The organism is Chryseobacterium piscicola, from assembly GCF_900156685.1.
GTDB classification, from domain to species: Bacteria; Bacteroidota; Bacteroidia; order Flavobacteriales; family Weeksellaceae; genus Chryseobacterium; species Chryseobacterium piscicola.
In genome coordinates this window covers 33,497-55,580 of sequence record NZ_FTOJ01000004.1, presented here as the reverse complement: position 1 = coordinate 55,580, position 22,084 = coordinate 33,497, and the positions used below count along the sequence as shown (strand labels likewise).

Here is a 22,084-nt window from a genome sequence, read left to right as displayed (position 1 = left end):
ATTTAAATACTTTTTATCTTAAACTTAATTAAAATCTATATCCCAAAGAAAGGCCACTTCTAAGACCAGCCCACGGACCATCAACTTTTATCCTTGCTCCTTCGGTATTGGTCTCTACTGTATATTCTACAAAAGGAACGTCAAGATCTTCAATTTCTTTTTTAAGCTGAGCCTGCATTTCGGGATTAAGGTAAACATCACTTTTTAATTCAAAATCTCCTTTTCCTGTTCCGTAATGGGCACCGGCAATCCAAAAATCAAGTACTAAATTTTGGGCTCTGTTTAAGAAAAACTGCGCTCCTACCATCAAACCACCGCTATGTCCTCTTGTATCTCCTTTTCCAGTTAATGGAATTTGATAAGTAACTCCGTTTACAGGTTGATAATTATAATAAAAATCGAAAGAGTTTGTCTCTACGCTTGAATACCGATAATATGGGGCAAAGTAAAAACCTTTACCATAACCGTGACCGATGTAAAACCTTGGTTCCAGAGTAAAATTGGTGGCTTTTATTTCAAGATTCTGAAATTGTTTTTCATCTTCTTCATTCAAGAAAGAACTCATAAAAGGTACCTTACCTTCGGGCATTGTTCCAAAACCTATGTTTAGAGAAAACCATTGATTGATGGCTCTTTCATAAGTTAAATTAAAGTTTCTGAAAGCATACGCGGTGACATTTGTCTTCACGATATTCATTTTCTCAGGCATTTCTTCTGCCTGTGGTGTAGGGTTTTCAATCTGAGCCTGCGCGAATGAAATCATGCAACAAGCCACTATAGTTGCTAAGTTTCTAGTTATATTCATCTGATTTGGTGTATTTTGCTAGTGTTATAAAAAATGATCTATACAAATCACTTTTTGATTAATTTTTTAGTTTTAGTAAAGTTACCTTGTTTTTCTGCTGTAATAAAATAAACTCCTTCTGGCAAATCTGAAACATCTACTGCATTCTGATTATTTTTTATCTGTTTCAGCATTTTGCCTTCAGCGTTGTAAATCATAACATTTGCATTTTCTGCATTTTTAAAATACACCTCATCAGAGGCAGGATTAGGATAAAATTCTAGATTAGTATTTGAACTTAAATCTTTAACTGCGAGATAAACTTCATTTAAAGCCTGAGCTCCATTGCTAGTTTGTGCAGCACCACCTGATGGAGTAATTACAGCGTTGGTCGTATTAAACAATGGAAACTTGTGCAAACTGTCATAATAGGTATAGGAAGTATTAACAACAGTACCTGCGGAAAAACCAAAAACGGTAAGATTAAAATTTTGTACAGATTTTATTCTTGTAACATTCGTATACGTTTTTGATCCAATGAGAAGAGTTCCCCAAGCATCAGCAGAGAGATTGATATTTCCACTGAAATTACCAGAACCTTGTGTGGTAGAAAATGTACCGGATGCTATATCTGTTTCAGAATATCCAAAGGTAGCAGGATATGATATGAATGTACCATTATTTCCACTAAAATTTAGTGTTGCATCTGGTGTTACCAAGCCTGTAATCTCAAGTTTTGCAGCTGTTTGCTTATAAAATACGGTAGTAGAACCATTTACATACTTTAAAGTAGATCCTGGATAAGATGAAATCTCTGAACTACTTGGCACAGAATACGTTCCCGATACTCCCACTCCTTGCGTGAGTGCAGCATTATTAAAAACGGTACTAGCACCTGTTGCAGAATTATCTGGAGTGCCTACCAAATTTACGTTATTGGCCACATCACCTGCAACGGGATCGTGAAATGCTTTTGTGATGGTTGTTTGAGCATTAAACAATGAAACACAAAGTGTTAAAGAAAGTAGAATTTTTCTCATGAGGTAAATTTTTTATAAAATTAAACAAAAATTCGACCAAATTTTAAGAAATTTTAAGATTTTCTTAACTTTGCAGAATAACATTATTTTTCTCTGCAAGCACATTCATGATGTTTATTTAAATAAATAATAGTTGCGTTACAAATTTTTTCTAAGGCCTCCAGATTTATGTCAGACAATTTTTTAACGTAAATACAAGCTTTGCCCATTTTGAATTTCCCAAGATTATCCAATAAAGGCTTGTGCTCTTCAATGGGTGAGTAGACGTAGAGCGAAAACTCTGCTTTGCGCGGCGAGAATCCTAGTATGGGCATATCGCCTTCATGCCCACTTTCGTATTTATAATGATAACTGCCAAATCCGATGATTGTAGGTCCCCACATTTTAGGTTCAAAACCAGTCCATTCGCTCATTAGTTTGATTAGTTGAAGGCTGTCTATTTTCTTTTGTTCGTTATCAACGTAAGAATTGATGAAATCTGTAACATTCACATGAGTTTCTTTGGTCTTATTATTAATCATAGTTTTTTTAAATGTATTCAATTATTTTAAAATTAAAAATCGATTTTCAACAGTTTCTTGCTTTTTTTTGAATAAAAAACAGGATGAAAGCGTGCTGGAGTATAGAGAACACTTTAAGATTGCAAGAGATACTACCAAACGCCACAAAAAAAAGCAGTCCTTCTAAAAAACTGCCTTGTATCTAAATTCTAAAAACGACAACTCCATAAGGAGACTCATTGAGCAGCGGTGGACATGGGGTTTATTTAGCGGAAAGCACTTCTTCGCTAATATCTGCAACCTGAATGCTTTTAATAGATGATTTGGTTGAGGATGCTGTACTTCCGCCCATGATGTATAATTTATTGTTATAGATTTCCGCAGCAGCATGTCTTCTGGGAATCATATTGGATGATAACCTATGCAACTTGTTGGTTTCTGTATCAAAGTAGGCCAGAAAATTCTGATTGTTGTAACCGCCTGCAATAAAAATCTTATTACCAGATACCGCTAATGAATGTCCGGATATCGCAGCTGGCATCGTATATTGCTCAGTCCAAAGATTTTTTTTGAGATCATATACATTAACCAAGCGGGATGACGTACCGTTAAAACCTCCAATGACATATAGCTTATCATTCACAATTTTGCCCCTTGCTTCTTTCGCTGTTGGCATATTCGGTAATGGATGCCATGTGTCTGAAGCGATGTCATAATATTGAAATCGGTCAGAAAATACTGTGGTGGCGGCATTGTTTAGCCCACTTCCTCCGAACGTATATATTTTTCCGTTATGGAGGGCAGAACCTGCATTTCCAGTGTAGGCACGGTTAACAGCTCCCTTCGTTTTTTTATGAGTTTCAAGGTCTACAATTTCAAGATGGCTGTTTCCCCACCCGTTAAAAATATAAATTTTATTATCGTAAGTCTCCGAATTGGCAAATCTTTTAGGAACCAAAGTAGAATTAATCACACTCCAGCGGTTATCTTTAATGCTGTATTTTTCAATAAAAGTAGCATTACCATCCGTATCTTTATACCCATTGCTCAAATAGATATTGTCACCTGCAATAGCACTGCTTATTGCTCCTCTTCTCACAGACATATCCGAAAGATGTTTAAAATTTAAGGTTTGTGCATTGGCTACACATAAACCGAAAAGAGAAAGGAGGAATAGTTTTGTTTTCAAGGGCGTGGAAGTTTGGGTTGAAAAATATGTTTAAATATAGAGAAAAGTGATGGATTGGAAATCTGCGAGATCGGATTTTAAATCTATTAGTTCAAGAAAGTGAATTAAAGGTTGTTTTTTTATACAAAAGCCACACGAAGGGATTCGTGCGGCAGCGGTGGATTAGTATTAAAATGCATTTCGCTGGCGCAAGCGTCTCGCTTGTGACCGTCTAGTAGGTACGAGCGAGACGCTCGCACCAGCGGGGGATTATTAGATACAAAATATAAATATACTATTTCCTAATGGAAAACCATAATACTAAAAACCGCTCAGAAGAAATCTGAACGGTTTTAATATATTTAAAGCTTCGTTGATGACTACATCATTCCTGGCATTCCACCTCCCATTGGCATAGCAGGTTCTGCGCTCTTAATTTCAGTGATGACACACTCAGTTGTAAGAAGCATTCCAGAAACTGAAGCTGCGTTTTCAAGGGCAACTCTTGTTACTTTCGTAGGGTCGATGATTCCTGCTTCAAGCATGTTTACATACTCGTCAGTTTTAGCATTGTATCCGAAGTCTCCGCTGCCTTCAGCAACTTTAGCAACGATTACAGAACCTTCACCTCCTGCGTTAGCAACGATTTGTCTCAATGGCTCTTCGATCGCTCTTTTTACGATTTTAATACCTGTAGTTTCATCAGCATTTATTCCTGTAAGGTTTTGCAAAGCATCAATTGCTCTTACCAAAGCAACACCACCACCTGCAACGATACCTTCTTCAACAGCTGCTCTCGTAGCGTTTAATGCATCATCTACTCTGTCTTTTTTCTCTTTCATTTCAACTTCAGAAGCTGCACCTACGTACAATACGGCAACACCACCGGCTAACTTAGCCAATCTTTCCTGTAGTTTTTCTCTGTCGTAGTCTGAAGTAGTAGTTTCCATCTGAGCTTTGATCTGGCTTACTCTACCTTTGATTTTAGCTTCTTCACCACCACCGTTTACTACAGTTGTATTGTCTTTATCGATAGATACTTTTTCAGCAGTTCCCAACATATCTAGAGAGATATTTTCCATTGTAAAACCTTGCTCTTCAGAAATAACCTGTCCGCCAGTTAAGATTGCGATATCTTCCAACATTGCTTTTCTTCTGTCACCGAATCCTGGAGCTTTTACTGCAGCAATTTTAAGAGAACCTCTTAATTTGTTTACTACTAAAGTTGCCAAAGCTTCACCTTCAACTTCTTCTGAGATGATTAATAAAGACTTTCCGCTTTGTGCGATTGGCTCAAGAACAGGAAGCAATTCTTTCATTGAAGAGATTTTTTTCTCAACTAAAAGAATGTATGGGTTCTCCAATTCAGTCAACATTTTCTCAGGATTCGTCACGAAATAAGGAGACTGGTAACCTCTGTCAAACTGCATACCTTCTACAACGTCTACTGTAGTATCGATACCTTTCGCTTCTTCTACTGTGATTACACCTTCTTTCCCTACTTTTCCGAAAGCTTCAGCGATTAAAGATCCGATTGTTTCGTCGTTGTTTGCAGAAACAGAAGCAACCTGCTTTACCATTTCTGTAGAATCTCCAACTTCTTTAGACTGCTCTTTAAGGTTGGCAACAACAGCAGTTACAGCTTTGTCGATACCTCTTTTAAGATCCATTGGGTTTGCACCTGCAGCTACGTTTTTAAGACCTTCTCTTACGATAGCCTGTGCTAGAACAGTAGCGGTAGTTGTACCGTCTCCTGCAATATCATTGGTTTTGGAAGCCACTTCTTTTACCATTTGTGCTCCCATGTTTTCTACTCTGTCTTCAAGTTCGATTTCTTTTGCTACAGAAACACCGTCTTTAGTAACGTGAGGTGCACCGAAAGATTTTTCGATTACTACGTTTCTACCTTTTGGTCCTAAAGTTACTTTTACTGCATTAGCCAATGCATCAACTCCTCTTTTTAGAGCGTCTCTAGACTCGATATCGAATTTTATTTCTTTTGCCATTGTTTTTAAGCTTTTGGCTTTAGGCTTTAAGCGATATGCTTTTCCTAAAGCGGTTAAATTTTTATTATGTGTAGGCTTAATGCCTGAAAATTATTTGATAAGTTTTAATCTTAATTGGTATAGTCTTCTTTTAACAGTATTCAATTCTTCATTGATTCTTTCAAAATCTTCGATTCTAATATATTCCAAATCTTTAGCTAAGAATAAAAGATATTCTGATTCACTAAGCGAGCCTAATGCTATATTTAAAAATTGTGCAAATTCTTTATCAGAATTTCTTCCACAACCTTCCGCAATATTATTAGGAATTGAAACAACTGAACGTCTGATTTGCGATGTTAAGCCAAATAATTCTTCTCTTGGAAAAGTTGAAGTTATTTGATAAATGTCTAAAACAATTTTATGACTTGATTGCCAAACATCATATTTTTTGAAATCCCTCATAAAGCTTATTGCTTATAGCTAAAAGCTTACTGCTATTACCCAATTACACCCAGTAAATCTCCTTCTTTTACAATTAAGAAATCTTTTCCGTCTAATTTTAATTCAGAACCTGAATATTTTCCATAAAGAACTTTGTCTCCTACTTTTACAGTGGTAGGCTCGTCTACTTTACCAGGGCCTACTGCTACTACTGTACCTTCTTGAGGTTTTTCTTTTGCAGTGTCTGGGATAATAATACCTGAAGCTGTTTTAGTTTCTGCAGCGATAGGCTCGATAAGCACTCTGTCTGCTAGTGGTTTAAAGTTTACTGACATAATATTTTTATTTTTTAATTATTTCTGTATCGTAAATCTCTAAATCTATGCCAAGCAACCGAAACTAGACTTTTGGCAGATTTTTTTTTAAGATGTGAAATTTTGGCAGAAAAAAAACAATGAAGTAATAAATGAAAATAATTTAAGTAAAAGAGTTTTATGTTTAGAATAAAATTATATTTTTGTGTAAATATTTTGAAAAACTAATTAGATGAGAAAGATTTTATTATTTGCCGCAATGAGCTTCTTGGGCATGAGTGTTTATTCACAAACTACAGTTGAGCCAGAATTCATTGGTGAGTGTATGTTATTAAAGCCCGACCAAAGCACTGTACTTTTAGAAAAACACATGACACAAACTCGTTCCGCCATGAATGCAGGGATGATAATAACTGGTTTTGGAAGCATGAAATCTAAACTGCAGATTGAAGGTTGCTGTTCTACCACTAAATTAAAATCTGGTGATGATATTCAGTTTATTGTACGTGCAGTGGATAACAACACTGACCCTATGGCTATCATCAAAATTTTTGAATTCGATTCTAGTAAAAAATTCAGAAGAGCAGAGTTGGCATCTGTGAATACTTTTGGTACTACAAAAACCAATAAATTGCATTACCTTAACTTCAGCGGGAAAAAATACGGACAAAACTCTTATTTAATAAGTTTAAAAGATAAACCTCCTGGAGAGTATGGCATCACAGTGACGAATCCTAACGCACTTGATGAAAAAAGTACAATTATTGCTACTTTTTCAATTTTATAGAAAGTAAAAAAAGCCGTTTCAAACCAATCGAAACGGCTTTTTTTGTTTTTAGCTAAATTAAAGTTGAAAATATTTAATTTCCAAAATAATACAGGCTTACAATATCATTTAGATGAGCTCGCCCATTTAAAATCTTTCTAATTGATACAAAAAAACTTGGCGCAATTAAGTGTTGGCCAAGTTTTTTTTAATTATTAGAATCTTTTTATGACAAAGACTGCATATCAATCACAAAACGATATCTTACATCGCTTTTAAGCATTCTTTCGTAAGCATCGTTGATGTCTTGCATTTTGATCATTTCAATTTCAGAAACGATATTGTGTTCACCACAGAAATCAAGCATTTCCTGAGTTTCTGCAATTCCACCAATTACAGATCCTGCAACCGCTCTTCTACCCATAATCATTGGAGGAGTGAAGAGTGCTTCGTCCATCTTACCTATAAATCCTACCAAAACATGAGTACCATTAATGTTCAAAGTTGTTACATAGGGATTTACATCATGATCGTAAGGAACGGTATCGATAATTAAATCAAATTTACTTTTTACGGAAGCCATCTGATCTTCGTCTGTAGAAATAACTACGTAATCTGCACCAAGACTTTTGGCATCATCGGTTTTTCCGGGAGTTCTTGAAAATAAAGTCACCTCAGCGCCCAAGCCTTTTGCAAGCTTTATTGCCATGTGCCCCAAGCCTCCTAAGCCAACAACTGCTACTTTAGAACCTTTACCAACCTTCCAATGCTTTAATGGAGACCAAGTTGTAATACCGGCACAAAGAAGAGGTGCAACAGCAGCCAAATCAAGATTTGCAGGAACTTTCAGTACGTGATCTGCATCTACAACCACTTTTTGAGAATATCCTCCAAAAGTATGTCCCCCTAAATGCTTGTCTTTTGCGTTATAAGTACCAGTAAAGCCATTTTCACAATATTGTTCAAGATCTTGCTTACAACTGTTACATTCTCCGCAAGAATCTACAATACAACCTACCCCAGCAAGATCACCTACCTGAAATTTAGAAACATTAGATCCTATTTTTGTAATTTTCCCTACAATTTCATGACCTGGTACAGATGGATATTTTGTTCCGCCCCAATCATTTCTTGCTGTATGTAAATCTGAATGACAAACTCCACAATAAAGAATTTCAATTTCTACATCATTGGTGGTAATTTCTCTTCTTTCGATATTCATTTCTTTAAGATCAGCTTCTTTGGATTCTGCTCCAAATGCTTTTACAGAATATGTGCTCATATTTTTTAATAATTTTTAAACTTAAATCTTGTTGTATCAAATTTCCGACCTTTTTCTGAAAACCACTAACCTTTTTTATAGATTTATTTATTAGAATTAGTTTTTTTGGAACTTAGGATTTCATATCGTGAACGTTTTAAATTGTATAGAAATTATTTTCCTCAACCCTAAAGCGCAGGATTTTGTTGAGATTTTCAACGTATTTTTCCGTTCTTTAAAGATGAAAAAGAAAAATGAATTGCAAATTTAATTATTGAATCATTTGTAAACAGATTCTGAACACAAATTACAATCATCCAGAACTCCTTGAACCAAAAATTGGCACAAAAATCAGCTTAAATATATAGCGACCTCAATTTATCTAAACAATACTATTTTTCACTTTCAACAAGCCAAACACTTACGTTCCCAGCCGGAACTTTGAAATTTCCCCAACCATTTTCATCAATAATAACTTTATCTTCGAATCTTCCTAAAACATCAAAAAATGTTTTACCTATATACCTCTCCCCCATTTCCATAGGTTTTTCGTATTGATCTTTGTTGCTCAAAACTACGGCACAACCATGATGCTCATCATCTCCTTCACGCGTCCAGCCTAAACAATTGGCATCTTCAAAATAATCCCTCTGAAGTCCGTAGGCATTATTTTTTCTGGCTTTAAGGAGTTCTTCAATTCCATCCACTTTATTGAGTGTAATTTCATATTCATTGCCATCGTTGCCATTATCTTTATAGCTTGCACCGTACAAATCTGGATAGAAAACACAAGGATAACCTTTTTCTCTTAACAAAATCAAAGCATAAGCAATAGGTTTAAACCATTCTTCAACAGGAGCTTCCAAATCCTGAAGTGGTTGGGTATCGTGGTTATCTACCAAACTTACAGAGTGCATTGGATCTGCATCGGTCAAAGTTTCTGTGAAAATATTTCTCATATCATAAGAATCTCCTTCTTGAGATGCAGTATGGAAATTGTTTTGGAGCGAACTGTCAAAAAGACTCATACAACCTTCTGTAGCCTCTATATATTTTTGCAATAAACTGAGCTGTCCTGGTGCCCAGTATTCTCCTACAGCAAAAATATTTTTTTCTGAATTAGAACGAAGCATCGTCAACCATTCTTTATAAAATTCGAAAGAAATGTGTTTTAAAGCATCTAGCCTTACACCATCAAAGTTGGTTTGCTGAAAATACCAATTGGCCCAATTATTAAGTTCTTCCCGAACGTGAGGATTACGGTGTTCTACATCATTGTACATCAAATAATCGTAATTCCCTTTTTCATCATCAATCATTTTTTCCCAATCGTCTCCGTATTCAGATTTAATTTTATAAATGTGGGATTCTTTTCCTTCTGCATAATCTACACCGCTGAAGCAAGTAAAATTCCATTCAAAATCTGAGTATTTTTTTCCACGTCCAGGAAATGTAAATTTGGTGTATGACTCGATTTCAATTTCTGAGGAAATGATTTTATCGCGATTATTTTCGTCAACTTTTACAACTTTAAATTTTTCTAATTCATCACCTCCAGCTTTGTGTCCTAAAACAATATCTACGATAACCTGAATGTTTTTTTCTTTTAAAGCCTTAATTGCTTTTGTATAATCCTCTTTAGTTCCGTACTTGGTAGGAACAGAATTTTTCTGATCAAATTCTCCTAGATCAAAAAGATCGTAAGCATCATATCCAACAGAATTTCCACCATTCGTACTTTTATAAGCCGGAGGAAACCAAACTGATGTGATTCCGAGTTGAGATAAATAGTCTGCCTGCTCTTCGGCGTGTTTCCATAGCTTTCCTTCTCCTTCTGTATACCAGTGGAAAAATTGAATCATCGTTTGGTTCATATTTTATAAATATTGGGTGATTGTATTGCGTTGAAAACTAAACTTTTAATTTTCAAACTCCTCAAACGGAATTTTTAGTTGAACAGAAATCTGTTTTTTTCCTTCCGTATTGAGTTGCGATAACGATAAACCCAATAATCGTACCGCTTTGTTGAAGGGGCGAAGTTCCCAAAGTTTTTTTGAAATTTTAAAAAACTGTTCTGGAGAGGTAAAATATTCTTCTTTAGTAAAACTACGTGTGAATAATGAAAAATCTTTGTATTTGATTTTCAAGGTTAAAGATCTTCCTAGGATATTGTTTTTCTGCAATCTGTTATAAAGTTCTTCACTGAGATTCTTCAATTTTTCATCAATTTGTTGCTGATCAAAAAGATCTTCGAAGAAAGTTTGTTCTACGGCTACACTTTTTTGTATCCTGTGAGGTTTTACATGTGAATGATGAATACCACGGACTACGTCGTAATAATATTTTCCGGATTTTCCGAAAAGTCTGGTTAGTTCTTCCAGCTGTTTATTTTTTAAGTCTTTTCCTTTATAAATAGCAAGACTAAACATTTTGTTGGCGGTAACTTTCCCTACTCCATAAAATTTCTCGACAGGTAACTCTTCTAAGAATTTTTCTACTTTATCGGGATGGATTGTTTTTTGCCCGTTTGGTTTATTGATATCTGAAGCTACTTTGGCTAAAAATTTATTAATAGAAATTCCTGCGGAAGCCGTTAAACCAGTCTGTTCATATATTTTCTGGCGGATTTCTCTGGCAATTTGATTGGCAGATTCTATTTGTTTTTTGTTTTCGGTAACATCTAAATAAGCTTCATCCAAAGAAAGTGGCTCTACGAGATCTGTATATTCGTAGAAAATCTCACGGATCTTTTTTGAAATTTCTTTATATCGTGCAAATCTTGGTGGAACAAAAATAAGATGCGGACATTTTTCTTTTGCTGTTTTACTTGGCATTGCAGAGCGCACGCCATATTTTCTGGCTTCATAACTTGCTGCGGAAACTACACCACGATGGCCACCACCCACGGCAACGGGTTTTCCGCGAAGCGCAGGATTGTCATGCTGCTCCACGGAAGCATAGAATGCATCCATATCGACATGAATAATTTTGCGGGAAAGAAAACTCATTTCTACAAAATTACTGACAATTATTTAAAATTTGATTGTCTTTTTTCTAACGGTGAATTGCTTACGCCCCGACCTGAGTGGAAATCCTTTTTTTGGTGGCTGAGCTTGCCGAAGCCACCAAAAAAAGATTGGGAACGGAGGGCGGATAAAGGCGCCAAAAAAAATACCTCGATTCCCTTAACCGAGATGTTTAGTTTTAAAAAAATATGCTCAATTTAAATTCTGATATTTTAAATTTTGAAAAATTTTCGTTTCCAAAAACAAAAAAATCACCTCTAGATAGAGATGATTTTATATATGCTAATTCTTCTTAAACCTAAAATACTTATCAACAAGCTTATTTCAAAAGTAGATCAATCGTTTTCTGAATTTCTGGATCTTCTGGAGAAATGGCGTAATATTTTGCAATTGAAGATTTTTGATTGATGACCATGTATCTCGGTATCCAATTCAGCTCTATGTAATTGTTAAAATCATTTTTCCAACCTGTAGAAAACCAGTAGTTTTCTTTATCTTTCATATTATGCTTTTCCAGACTTTTATCAAATCCTTCTTTAGATTGTTCCAATGACAGGAAAACAAAGTCTATATCCGGATTGTTTTGCTCAAGTTCTTTTGCTTTTGGCATTGCTTTCAGACAATCTCTACACCATCCCGCCCAAAAATCGATTACCAAAACTTTTCCTTGATGCTTTTTCAAAATTTCATTAATAGTGAGACTTTTTCCGTTTTCATCTTCCAACTTTTGATCTAAAGCTTCTTTTGAGAATTCCGTTTTAGAAACGTTTGGTGTTTTTTGAGAACATCCTAAAGTGAAAACGCTCATCATTATAAAAGTCAGTAACTGCTTCATTTTATTTTTTTTACAAATCTAAACATTGAAAAATAATTTTAATGATGAAATTGTATCATTTAACAAAATTAGAGACATTGAGAAATTCTATTTTCAATACAATATATTCCGCAACAGCTGTTGTGGATTAGTTTACTATCTTTTATTCACAAAATTCATAATCTCCTGATTGAACTCTTCTTTTTTATCTATCACAACATTTATAGGCCAATAATACACCAAATCACGCAGATAATCAAAGGTTTTGAGGCGAACGAAATCTTTTTCAGTTGTTAAAATCAATTTGTATTCGCCCAATTTTTTGTATTCAGCGACAATATTTTTAATGTCTCCATCTGTGAAGTTGTGATGATCTCTGAATTTAAGATGCTTTACGCGCTGAGAAAATTTAGCCAAATGATTTAGTAAAGGTTTCGGATTAGCAATTCCCGTTATCAAAAGAATATCATAATAATTCAGATTGTTATCTGGAAGTATTTTTTCTCTTCCGTAGACGTTTTCATCATATCCGATTGAGGAGAAAAATACTTTCTGGCCTCGTTCTGGCCGAATTCTTGAAATATAATATTGCTTGGTTTCATCCGTCAATTCATCAGGACATTTGCTTACCATAATTATGTCTGCACGCCTAGATCCGGCACGCGATTCTCTCAAATCGCCTGCAGGAAGCAGATAGTCTTTAAAATAAGGGTCATTAAAATCGGTCATCAGAATATTTAATCCTGCTTTTATCGCTCTATGCTGAAGCGCGTCATCCAGAATTAAAACATCGAGATCCATGTCTTCAATCACTTTTTGCGCTCCAAGAACACGTTTTTCTGAAACCGCAATAACGAATCTGTTTTTAAATCTTTCGAAAAGTTGCATTGCCTCATCACCTACGGTTTTATAGTTGCTCTCGTAGTTGGTAACTGCATACCCCTTGCTCATTCTTCCGTAACCTCTTGATAAAACACCAGTTCTATATTGTTTAGAAAGGCTTTTCGCAAGATACATTACCATTGGTGATTTTCCGCTTCCTCCCACAGAAAGATTACCGACGTTGATGACCGGAGTTTGAAATTTCGTAGATTTAAAAATCCCTAGATCGTAGCATGTGTTCCGAAGACCGGTTACTGTACGATAACCCAGAGAAAAAGGATAGAGATACCATCTTTTCATACATTGGCAAAAATAAGAATTTTAAAACCTTTTGACGGATATTTTTGTTCCGTTTTCAAAATAATCTGTATTTTTTTATCATCAAATTAGAGTATTTTTGCAAGAATGTTTTAGCTGGAAGGTAAATTCGAATTATTTATAGTAAACCATTCTTGATTGAATTTTTTTTTGAAAATTTGTGATGGTCTGTTATTAATCATCATGCTGATTTTAACGGAAAGTTTACAAAGTTTTATTTTTACTACCAACCGTTTTAAAGCCCGCAAATGAAAATTCACCGATTCCGTTGCAATTGTAAAAAGTTGTCGGTAAAACCGTAAACTTAGCAAAGAATACAAAGGGTTGTTAATTATTACGGATAGCGGGCAATCATATAAAAATTAAATTTAAAATTACTTTGAGATATTTTATAGAATTTTCTTACAACGGAAAAAATTATTTTGGCTATCAAATTCAGCCTAAAGACATTTCTGTACAAGAAGAACTGGAAAAAGCGCTTTCTACAATTTTGAGAGAATCAATTAAAACTGTTGGAGCTGGTAGAACCGATACGGGAGTTCATGCAAAAAAAATGTTTGCCCATTTTGATACTAACCAAGTTATAGACCAGCAGCTTTCTTATAAACTCAATAGTTTTCTGCCCGCAGATATTTCAATTGAAAGAATTTTTAAGGTTAATGATGATTTTCATGCAAGATTTGATGCTACTTTCAGAACCTATGAATACTATATCTCATTAGAGAAAAACCCTTTTACTCAGGATTCTGCGTGGCAACTTTGGAGAAGAAATATTGATGTTGATAAAATGAATGAAGCTTGCAAGATTCTTTTTGAATATGAAGATTTCACAAGTTTTGCGAAACTCCATACCGACAACAAAACCAATCTCTGCAAAATATATAAAGCAGAATGGGAACAGAAAGGAACAGAACTGAAATTCACTGTTTCAGCCAACCGTTTCCTCAGAAATATGGTAAGAGCGATTGTAGGAACGATGATTGAAGTGGGTTCGGGGAAGATACAGCCAGAAGATGTGAGAAAAGTAATAGAAAACAAAAATAGAAACTCCGCAGGAATTTCTGCACCAGCGCACGCACTGTATTTGGTGGATGTTGGGTATAAATTTTAATGGAATTGTTTACATTTCTTAAAGTTGTTTTGAACAATAGTTTTAATAGGTTTTTTCTACTCACATATCATTGTGTAAAATTTTAAAGCCGTATTTTTGCAAAGAATTTTTCAAATTAATTCTTTACGTCAATTCTATAAATGAAAAAACAAGATACCTGGGCAATTGTAAAAAGGCTTTTCTTCATCGGTATGAAGTTTCGTTCTTGGTTTATTTTCACCCTGCTTATTTCTATCTTTCTGTCTATTGTTTCCACTTACAGACCCTATCTTACAATGCAGATTGTAGATAACGATATTACCAAACTGAAAGATAAAGCCTTAATGATGAAGCATATTTATGGGTTGGTAGGGCTGGTTTTTGCGGAAACATTATTAAATTTCTTTCTGGTATATTTTTCAAATTATATTTCGCAGAATGTCATCAGAGATATTCGTGAGCGATTGTACAACAAACTGATTTACTTTAGAACGGCATTTTTTGATAAAACTCCAATAGGACAATTGGTAACGCGAGCAGTTGGCGATGTAGAAACCATCGCAACGGTTTACACAGACGGCTTTCTAATGGTTTTTGGAGATGTTTTAAGAATTATTTTCGTGCTCTTCATGATGTTTCAGGTGGATGTACATCTCAGCTATATTTCATTGGCAATTTTACCTTTGATGGTAGTTATTACAAGATTTTTCCAGAAAAAGCTGAAGAAAGCTTTTGGTGATGAAAGAACTTGGACATCCAATCAAAACTCTTTTGTGCAAGAAAGATTGGCTGGTATGCCCATTATACAAGTTTTCAACAGACAAAAAGCTGAATTTGAAAAATTTAATGACATCAATATTACTTTAAAAAATGCCTTGCTGAAAACAGTTTTCATATTCTCTCTATTTTTCCCTGTAGTGGAATTAATTTCTTCACTTTTTATTGGTTTCGTGCTTTTTTATGGTGGTTATATTACCATCAGTGCTGGGGTTGTGATTGCATTTATTCAGTTTATATCAATGTTGATTCGTCCTTTGAGACAGATTGCAGATAGATTCAACAACATTCAGCGCGGAATTGTGGGTGCAGAAAGGGTGTTAGGAATTATGGATGAAGATTATGCCATGCCAAACGATGGTAAGGTTTCTAAAGACCATTTCGACGGGAAAATAGAATTTAAAGATGTGCGTTTTGCTTACGATGAAAAGCAGGAAGTTTTAAAAGGGATTGATTTTAAAGTAAATCCCGGAGAAACGGTTGCTATCGTTGGTGCCACCGGAGCAGGTAAATCTACGATTATCAGTTTGATTACAAGGTTGTATGATATCAATTCCGGCGAAATTTATATAGACGATGTAGAATTGAAAGATTACGAACTGTATAATCTGAGAAGTCACATTGGTGTAGTTTTGCAGGATGTTTTCTTGTTCCACGGAAGTATTTTCGAGAATCTTGCATTTGGAGATGAAAGCGTAACTCTAGAAAAAATAAAAGCCGGTGCAAAAGAAATTGAAGTTGATGATTTCATAGAAAGCTTACCTGGTGGTTATCAATACGTGGTAAGCGAAAGAGGCTCGTCTATCTCTTTGGGGCAAAGACAATTGTTGTCTTTCTTAAGAGCATACTTATCAAATCCGAAAATTCTTATTTTGGATGAAGCAACCTCTTCTATTGACCATGAAAGTGAAAAATTAATACAAAAAGCTACCGAAAAAATCACCAAAAACAGAACATCAATTATTATCGCTCACCGACTTTCTACCATAGAAAAGGCTGATAAAATTATTGTGATGGAGAATGGTAAAATAGTTGAGGAAGGAAAACATATCCAGCTTTTAAATCAAAATGGCTACTACTCTACTTTGTATAAAGCGCAGCTGAGAAATGATATAGAAGCCGATGAACTTAAAAACTCTTAAAAATTTAAATCCCAAATTAATAATTTGGGATTTTTTTGTTTCTTGAAAAACCTCCATTGCTTCTTACTTTAATTTTAAATTCACATTTTTTCATTAAAACCCCTTTCACTTCAAACTTTTTATTAAAATTTTATCAAATTCACGCATTTTGTTTAAAATAATTAGTAACTTTATTTATTAATTTGACAATAAACACCTTTTTTATTAGGGTGTTTAATAATAAAAAAGCATTATTAATAAATTCCAATTTTATAAAATGAAAAACATACAAGATGAATTTGAGTACTTCAAAGAAGAATTGAAAAAATTAAACATTAACGTAGAAAAAATAGTGAAAGTAGGAAATGGCAGCATGGATTTTCATGAGGTATTTTACAAATCTCCAAGATATGAAGAAGTGAAATCAGTGTATGTGCAGCGTCACAATATTGATCATATTATAGAGAAATTTAAAGAGGTTTATCCTTAAAACAATCTCGGCACGGTTATTTAAGCCGTGCCGAGATTTATTGTTTTATTTCAAAAAAATTAAAAAACCCCAAACATATAGCGATTAGGATAGCTTAATTTTTCACTTTTCCTATTTCCATTATTAATTAAATGCACAATGTTGATTTGGTCATCAAAATAATTATATAAAAAACTCACTGCTACTTCCACTTTTTTAGGTTTTTCAACAAACTCACTTTCCAAATAGACATTTACAGATTCATGGTCTTCTTCGTAGCCAACAAAATTAATTTTTAGAAATTTTCCGTCACATTTCAACTTAAAATATTCTGCACTATAACTTTTTAATGCTTCGTTCAATTGCATTTTAAATTTAGAATCATTGAAATGAAAAGATTTACCATACTTTTTGCTTAAAGCATTCTCCAAATCATCCATAAAAAATCTTCCTGTAATCTCAAAATTATTAGAATTCTTGGCATAATTTATTTCTACAGAACCTACATGATAAGGGTGTTTTTCTGAAAATGAAGCTGTTAAAAAAACGAGGAATAAAAAGATTTGTATATAATATAATTTCTTCATTGAGGTAATGTTAATCATTATAACAGATGCCAACTTTCATTTGCACAAGCTAAATCCGTGAAATTTACACAAAGTTAAAATAATTTCCGTATAATCGCTTTTTTAAAAAAGTAAACCAAAATGCAGGATTTTTTATTCTACCTCAATTTAGGCTGGGAACACATCATTTCTCTAGATGCACTAGATCATCAATTATTTATATTGGCTTTAATTGCCATCTATTCTTACACAGACTGGAAAAAAATTTTCGTTTTAGTTACCTACTTTACTATAGGACACTCAATAACACTAGCAATCAACACTTTAGACATTATAAGATTGCCCTCTGATTGGGTAGAATTTCTTATTCCTTTAACTATTGTTTTGACAGCTTTGGGGAATATTATAAGTAAAAATAAAAATCAGTCTAAAAGTAAAATCAATTTTTATTTAGCTCTATTTTTCGGGCTCATTCACGGGATGGGATTTGCCAATACCGCACGCGTAATGATTGCGAAAAGCCAAAGTATCGCACTACCACTTTTAGGCTTCAACATTGGCTTGGAGCTTGGGCAAATTGTGATTGTTTTTGCAATTCTTATTATTTTATTTATCCTTTTAAACTTATTTAAAGTCAACAAAAAAGACTGGATTCTCTTTGTTTCATCAGGCGTTTTTGCACTTTCTTTAAAAATGACTATCGAAAGACTTCCTTTCTAATTTATTTTAATTATTTTACAATTACTTATCATTATATTTACAGATTCTTAAACTATTCATAATGAAATTCACAATAACTGCATTTACACTATTTATTTGTTCGGTTGCAAATGCTCAAAACATTCAGCATAATCCAGGAAGTAATCATGGAAATAAGTTTGAGCAACTGGGCGGAATTTTACCTACTCCCAACATTTACAGAGCTGCCTCCGGAGCTCCAGGACACGGATATTGGCAAAATAGAGCAGATTACGACATCACCGCATATTTGGATGAAGAAAAACGAAATCTAAAAGGTTCCGAAACCATTACATATCATAACAATTCCCCAGATGACCTAGACTATATATGGTTACAATTAGATGAAAATCAACAATCTACCGTAAAAAAAGCAGATTATCCTTTTTCTTCTACTTTGCCAAAAGCATCAACCGATCAACAGTTGAAAACTACAGAGCTTCCTATAAAAGATAACGGTTATGGTGTAAATTTAGATAAAGTAACAGACGCTTCTGGAAATCCTTTGAAATATACAGTCAACAAAACCATGATGCGTATTGATCTGCCAAAAATACTTAAGAAGGGAGAAAAATTTGTCTTTAAAATTGATTGGAATTACAATATCCCAAACCGTATGCAAATGGGTGGAAGAGGTGGTTATGAAAACTTCACCGAAGACGGAAATGATCTTTACACCATTACACAATGGTACCCTAGAATGTGTGTGTACAGTGATTTCAAGGGATGGCAGAATCATCAGTTTACTGGCCGTGGAGAATTTGCACTGGTTTTCGGAGATTTCAAAGTGAAAATGAACGTTCCTGCTGATCATTTGATTGGTGGAACCGGAGAATGTAAAAATTACAGCGAAGTTCTTACTGCTGCTCAATATTCAAGATATCAAAAAGCTGAAAATGCTTCTGAGCCAATAGAAATTGCAACTTTAGATGAAGCTAAAAAAGCAGAAAAAAATCACTCAAAAGAAAGAAAAACATGGGTTTTTGAAGCCAAAGACGTAAGAGATTTTGCTTGGACCTCATCAAGAAAATTTGTCTGGGACGGGATGAGAGTTACTATTCCTGAAAACAACAAAAAAGTAATGGCAATGAGCTTTTACCCAAAAGAAGCTTACGGATTGTACAGAAAATTCTCTACTAAAGCTGTTGCTCATACCATAAAAACGTATTCAGAATATACAATTCCTTATCCTTACCCTGTTGCACAATCTATTGAAGCCTCCAACGGCATGGAATATCCAATGATATGCTTCAATTATGGCAGAACAGAAAAAGACGGAACTTATTCTGAAGCTATTAAAAACGGAATGATTGGTGTAATTATTCACGAAGTGGGCCACAATTTTTTCCCAATGATAATCAACTCAGATGAAAGACAATGGAGCTGGATGGATGAAGGTTTAAATACATTTACCGAATATCTTACAGAAGAAAAATGGGATAATAAATTCCCTTCTAGAAGAGGGCCGGCTTGGACGATAGTAGACTATATGAAACTTCCTAAAGACCAGCTGGAGCCTATTATGAGTAATTCTGAAAATATCATTCAATTTGGGCCAAATGCTTATGCTAAACCTGCCACAGGACTTAATATTCTTCGTGAAACTATTATTGGAAGAGAACTTTTTGACAAAGCTTTTAAAACTTATGCCAAAAGATGGGCTTTTAAACATCCTGAACCGGCTGACTTCTTCAGAACAATTGAAGATGCATCAGGAGAAGATTTGGATTGGTTTTGGAGAGGATGGTTTTATGGAACTGATCCCGTAGACATCGCTATCGAAAAAGTAACTATTGCAACTCCTGATTTTGAAACAGCTCCAAGAGAAGCCTCAGAAACAAAATATAAAGTAGATGCCCCAATTCAAAATAAATATGATGACATCTCAAAAATGAGAAATAGGGATGATAAATCTATAACTTTTGAAGTAGAAAAAGACAAAAATCTTCAAGATTTCTATTATAGATACGATCGCGGTCTAGAAAAAGTAAATATTGATAAAGAATATTCTTCTAAATCTGAACCCACATCAAAATTAGACAAGTCTGATAAAGAAAGATTGAAAAACATCACTGCCTACCAAATAGATTTTGTAAATAAAGGAGGCTTGGTAATGCCTATAATTTTAGAATTTACTTTTGAAGATGGTTCAACGTTAAAAGATAAAGCTTCCGCTCAAATTTGGAGACAAAACGAACAAAAAGTATCTAAAACATATTATTTTGACAAAAAATTAAAATCTATTCAGCTGGATCCTTTAAGAGAAACGGCAGATATTGATACGGATAATAATTTCTGGAGTAGTGAGAAATCTACTGTAGCACCTTCTAAAATCCAATTGTTTAAGCAAAATCAGCAAGGCAATACAAGAGGGGCTTCAAACGGAAAAGTAAATCCTATGCAAGCTGCGGAGAAGAAAAATTAATATTTTTCAATATTGATCACAATTTTGGCGGACTCTGGGAGTCCGCCAAAATTGTTTTACATCAACTTCTTTTTAATAGAATTCTTTACTATCTATCATAATAGAAAATATAAATGCTGATTAAGTATTGTTAACAGCTTTTCGATTTTTAAGACATTGCAAAACAAGCATTTGTAGTAAAATATCTGTGGGCTTTGTAGTAAAACATCAGTATAATTATACAAAGCAGACAAACAAACATATAAGATTTTACCTTGTTCCATTAAGATTTTAATTATTGTTTCAAGGTTTCTTTTAAAACTTTTAGTTTTCCATCTATCTTGTTTTCTGTTTTTAAACCTAGCAACTTGGCAACCAACGGATAAACATTCACATTAGAGAATTCATCAATGACGAAATTATTTTTAAATTCAGGGCCCCAAGCAAAAAATGTGGCTTTCATTTCAGGAACCAACATCGGATCATAACCGTGTTTTCCTACAGAAGTTTTCTGATTTTTTTCTAAAAATACTTTTGGAGCTTTCGGTATCAAAAGAATCTGTCCTATCCTGTTGTATCTATCATCTCTGCTAGAAAAGTGTAGATATCTAGGTAATTTTTTATCCAAATAAACTTCGTAATCATCCGTTTTATTAATTTTTAAATTTTTATAGACCTTTTTTACCTCTTCCGGATTTTTCACATAAACCCTTAATAAAGTTTGGGAATTATAAAAATCAAATCTTTTCTTATCAAAAAGCATCATTGGGATTTCTAGAGGATTTCCACCATCAACCTGGATCATTCCGTGGTCTGAAACGAAGATAAAATTGACATTTTCTAAACCTAAATCATTAACTTTCTGAACCAAACTTCCAATCGCAGCATCTACCAACTGAACTGCGGTTTCCGTTTCCCTAGCTTCAGGACCAAAATGATGCCCTGCTGCATCTACTTCAGGAAAATACATTGCGATAAAATGTGGCCTTTGACTTTCTGGAAGCTTCAGCCAATTGATAACTTTATCTACTTTCTCCGTTGGTTTGAATTTTTCGTGGTAATGGTAATAATAAGTTGGTCTCAACCCTCCAGCATCACTTGCAGAGCCAACCCACTGCATAGAAGCCGATACCATTCCCTGTTTTTCTGCCAATGCCCAAAGAGGAATTCCACCATACCAGCTTCCATCTTCGGCATTCTCCTTTTTGCTCATCGCATACTTTTCTTTCCTTCCATAATCGTAGAAATAGTTATCAATTAAACCGTGATGAGAAGGATATAATCCGGTAATCAAACTCCAGTGATTGGGGAAAGTAATACTAGGATAACTCGGAATCATTGCTTTTGCCTGAACGCCCTCGTTTGAAAATTTCAAAAGATTCTGAGCATTGTATTTTTTAGCATAATCATACCTGAAACCATCAGTAGAAATCATAATAACGTAAGGCTTCGTCTTCGCATCTGCATTATTGAACCGGTTGGGAATAACAACTTGCGCTGTATCCGAAATTACCTGTTGGCCAGTAATGATGATAGATAACGTGAGGAGGAAAATTGCAAAAGTTTTCTTCATTAGTAAGATTTTGGCAAAGATAAACACTGCAACTTGTAACTGAA

The 22,084-nt window shown here is 34.3% G+C and carries 20 protein-coding genes; 6 read left to right on the top strand and 14 right to left on the bottom strand.

Annotation, left to right across the window (positions count from 1 at the left end; translation table 11 throughout):
- Window positions 1–28 precede the first annotated feature (28 nt).
- The 7 genes from BW939_RS07720 to BW939_RS07690 all read right to left on the bottom strand — a co-directional run bounded on the left by BW939_RS07720 (window position 29) and on the right by BW939_RS07690 (window position 6,256).
- Entirely contained in the window at window positions 29–805 is a 777-nt protein-coding gene (locus BW939_RS07720; RefSeq protein ID WP_076451462.1) for a DUF3575 domain-containing protein, read from the bottom strand.
- A gap of 47 nt (window positions 806–852) precedes the next feature.
- On the bottom strand, window positions 853–1,824 hold the full coding sequence (locus tag BW939_RS07715) for a T9SS type A sorting domain-containing protein (RefSeq protein WP_076451461.1): 972 nt from the start codon (window positions 1,822–1,824) through the stop codon (window positions 853–855).
- Window positions 1,825–1,907: 83 nt separating this feature from the next.
- Complete coding sequence (locus BW939_RS07710) at window positions 1,908–2,345, bottom strand: DUF1801 domain-containing protein (RefSeq protein ID WP_076451460.1); 438 nt, start codon at window positions 2,343–2,345, stop codon at window positions 1,908–1,910.
- A gap of 241 nt (window positions 2,346–2,586) precedes the next feature.
- Entirely contained in the window at window positions 2,587–3,513 is a 927-nt protein-coding gene (locus tag BW939_RS07705) for a Kelch repeat-containing protein (RefSeq protein ID WP_076451459.1), read from the bottom strand.
- A gap of 359 nt (window positions 3,514–3,872) precedes the next feature.
- Window positions 3,873–5,498 carry a chaperonin GroEL gene (groL, locus tag BW939_RS07700; RefSeq protein WP_076451458.1) on the bottom strand — a complete coding sequence of 542 codons (1,626 nt, stop codon included), beginning with the start codon at window positions 5,496–5,498 and terminating at the stop codon, window positions 3,873–3,875.
- Between the two features lie 90 nt (window positions 5,499–5,588).
- Window positions 5,589–5,942, bottom strand: a complete 354-nt coding sequence (locus tag BW939_RS07695; RefSeq protein ID WP_076451457.1) for a four helix bundle protein — start codon at window positions 5,940–5,942, stop codon at window positions 5,589–5,591.
- Window positions 5,943–5,977: 35 nt separating this feature from the next.
- A complete protein-coding gene (locus BW939_RS07690) occupies window positions 5,978–6,256 on the bottom strand; it encodes a co-chaperone GroES (protein ID WP_047444781.1) in 279 nt (92 codons plus the stop codon).
- A gap of 211 nt (window positions 6,257–6,467) precedes the next feature.
- Between BW939_RS07690 and BW939_RS07685 the strand changes: the two genes are divergently transcribed.
- Complete coding sequence (locus tag BW939_RS07685) at window positions 6,468–7,022, top strand: hypothetical protein (protein WP_076451456.1); 555 nt, start codon at window positions 6,468–6,470, stop codon at window positions 7,020–7,022.
- A gap of 205 nt (window positions 7,023–7,227) precedes the next feature.
- Here BW939_RS07685 and BW939_RS07680 read toward each other — a convergent pair whose 3' ends face one another.
- The 5 genes from BW939_RS07680 to lpxK all read right to left on the bottom strand — a co-directional run bounded on the left by BW939_RS07680 (window position 7,228) and on the right by lpxK (window position 13,284).
- Window positions 7,228–8,283, bottom strand: a complete 1,056-nt coding sequence (locus tag BW939_RS07680) for an NAD(P)-dependent alcohol dehydrogenase (RefSeq protein WP_076451455.1) — start codon at window positions 8,281–8,283, stop codon at window positions 7,228–7,230.
- A gap of 371 nt (window positions 8,284–8,654) precedes the next feature.
- A complete protein-coding gene (locus BW939_RS07675; protein ID WP_228417158.1) occupies window positions 8,655–10,124 on the bottom strand; it encodes an alpha-amylase in 1,470 nt (489 codons plus the stop codon).
- A gap of 57 nt (window positions 10,125–10,181) precedes the next feature.
- Window positions 10,182–11,270 (bottom strand): DNA polymerase IV, encoded by a 1,089-nt coding sequence (dinB, locus tag BW939_RS07670; protein ID WP_076451453.1) that lies wholly within the window; start codon window positions 11,268–11,270, stop codon window positions 10,182–10,184.
- A gap of 337 nt (window positions 11,271–11,607) precedes the next feature.
- On the bottom strand, window positions 11,608–12,123 hold the full coding sequence (locus tag BW939_RS07660; protein WP_076451451.1) for a TlpA family protein disulfide reductase: 516 nt from the start codon (window positions 12,121–12,123) through the stop codon (window positions 11,608–11,610).
- A gap of 135 nt (window positions 12,124–12,258) precedes the next feature.
- Window positions 12,259–13,284: a tetraacyldisaccharide 4'-kinase gene (gene lpxK, locus BW939_RS07655; RefSeq protein ID WP_076451450.1), complete on the bottom strand. Its 1,026-nt coding sequence runs from the start codon at window positions 13,282–13,284 to the stop codon at window positions 12,259–12,261.
- A 397-nt stretch (window positions 13,285–13,681) separates the two neighbouring features.
- Here lpxK and truA point away from each other — a divergent pair, with 397 nt between their 5' ends.
- The 3 genes from truA (at window position 13,682) to BW939_RS07640 (ending at window position 16,780) form a co-directional block, all read left to right on the top strand.
- Entirely contained in the window at window positions 13,682–14,413 is a 732-nt protein-coding gene (truA, locus tag BW939_RS07650) for a tRNA pseudouridine(38-40) synthase TruA (RefSeq protein ID WP_076451449.1), read from the top strand.
- A 140-nt stretch (window positions 14,414–14,553) separates the two neighbouring features.
- A complete protein-coding gene (locus tag BW939_RS07645) occupies window positions 14,554–16,311 on the top strand; it encodes an ABC transporter ATP-binding protein (protein WP_076451448.1) in 1,758 nt (585 codons plus the stop codon).
- A 256-nt stretch (window positions 16,312–16,567) separates the two neighbouring features.
- Entirely contained in the window at window positions 16,568–16,780 is a 213-nt protein-coding gene (locus tag BW939_RS07640; RefSeq protein ID WP_076451447.1) for a hypothetical protein, read from the top strand.
- Window positions 16,781–16,839: 59 nt separating this feature from the next.
- Here the strand turns inward: BW939_RS07640 and BW939_RS07635 are convergent, their stop codons facing one another.
- Window positions 16,840–17,346 (bottom strand): DUF6702 family protein, encoded by a 507-nt coding sequence (locus BW939_RS07635; protein ID WP_076451666.1) that lies wholly within the window; start codon window positions 17,344–17,346, stop codon window positions 16,840–16,842.
- 120 nt (window positions 17,347–17,466) lie between these two features.
- Here BW939_RS07635 and BW939_RS07630 point away from each other — a divergent pair, with 120 nt between their 5' ends.
- Window positions 17,467–18,045, top strand: coding sequence for a HupE/UreJ family protein (locus BW939_RS07630; RefSeq protein ID WP_076451446.1), 579 nt, complete (start codon window positions 17,467–17,469; stop codon window positions 18,043–18,045).
- Window positions 18,046–18,106: 61 nt separating this feature from the next.
- Window positions 18,107–20,488 carry a M1 family metallopeptidase gene (locus tag BW939_RS07625; protein ID WP_076451445.1) on the top strand — a complete coding sequence of 794 codons (2,382 nt, stop codon included), beginning with the start codon at window positions 18,107–18,109 and terminating at the stop codon, window positions 20,486–20,488.
- Between the two features lie 274 nt (window positions 20,489–20,762).
- Here BW939_RS07625 and BW939_RS07620 read toward each other — a convergent pair whose 3' ends face one another.
- On the bottom strand, window positions 20,763–22,040 hold the full coding sequence (locus tag BW939_RS07620) for an alkaline phosphatase family protein (protein WP_076451444.1): 1,278 nt from the start codon (window positions 22,038–22,040) through the stop codon (window positions 20,763–20,765).
- Window positions 22,041–22,084 lie beyond the last annotated feature (44 nt).

Coding starts and splice junctions, on each gene's coding strand:
- BW939_RS07720 (WP_076451462.1), bottom strand. CDS start 805: ATGAATATAACTAGAAACTTAGCAACTATAGTGGCTTGTTGCATGATT.
- BW939_RS07715 (WP_076451461.1), bottom strand. CDS start 1,824: ATGAGAAAAATTCTACTTTCTTTAACACTTTGTGTTTCATTGTTTAAT.
- BW939_RS07710 (WP_076451460.1), bottom strand. CDS start 2,345: ATGATTAATAATAAGACCAAAGAAACTCATGTGAATGTTACAGATTTC.
- groL (WP_076451458.1), bottom strand. CDS start 5,498: ATGGCAAAAGAAATAAAATTCGATATCGAGTCTAGAGACGCTCTAAAA.
- BW939_RS07695 (WP_076451457.1), bottom strand. CDS start 5,942: ATGAGGGATTTCAAAAAATATGATGTTTGGCAATCAAGTCATAAAATT.
- BW939_RS07690 (WP_047444781.1), bottom strand. CDS start 6,256: ATGTCAGTAAACTTTAAACCACTAGCAGACAGAGTGCTTATCGAGCCT.
- BW939_RS07685 (WP_076451456.1), top strand. CDS start 6,468: ATGAGAAAGATTTTATTATTTGCCGCAATGAGCTTCTTGGGCATGAGT.
- BW939_RS07680 (WP_076451455.1), bottom strand. CDS start 8,283: ATGAGCACATATTCTGTAAAAGCATTTGGAGCAGAATCCAAAGAAGCT.
- BW939_RS07675 (WP_228417158.1), bottom strand. CDS start 10,124: ATGATTCAATTTTTCCACTGGTATACAGAAGGAGAAGGAAAGCTATGG.
- dinB (WP_076451453.1), bottom strand. CDS start 11,270: ATGAGTTTTCTTTCCCGCAAAATTATTCATGTCGATATGGATGCATTC.
- BW939_RS07660 (WP_076451451.1), bottom strand. CDS start 12,123: ATGAAGCAGTTACTGACTTTTATAATGATGAGCGTTTTCACTTTAGGA.
- lpxK (WP_076451450.1), bottom strand. CDS start 13,284: ATGAAAAGATGGTATCTCTATCCTTTTTCTCTGGGTTATCGTACAGTA.
- BW939_RS07645 (WP_076451448.1), top strand. CDS start 14,554: ATGAAAAAACAAGATACCTGGGCAATTGTAAAAAGGCTTTTCTTCATC.
- BW939_RS07640 (WP_076451447.1), top strand. CDS start 16,568: ATGAAAAACATACAAGATGAATTTGAGTACTTCAAAGAAGAATTGAAA.
- BW939_RS07635 (WP_076451666.1), bottom strand. CDS start 17,346: ATGAAGAAATTATATTATATACAAATCTTTTTATTCCTCGTTTTTTTA.
- BW939_RS07630 (WP_076451446.1), top strand. CDS start 17,467: ATGCAGGATTTTTTATTCTACCTCAATTTAGGCTGGGAACACATCATT.
- BW939_RS07625 (WP_076451445.1), top strand. CDS start 18,107: ATGAAATTCACAATAACTGCATTTACACTATTTATTTGTTCGGTTGCA.
- BW939_RS07620 (WP_076451444.1), bottom strand. CDS start 22,040: ATGAAGAAAACTTTTGCAATTTTCCTCCTCACGTTATCTATCATCATT.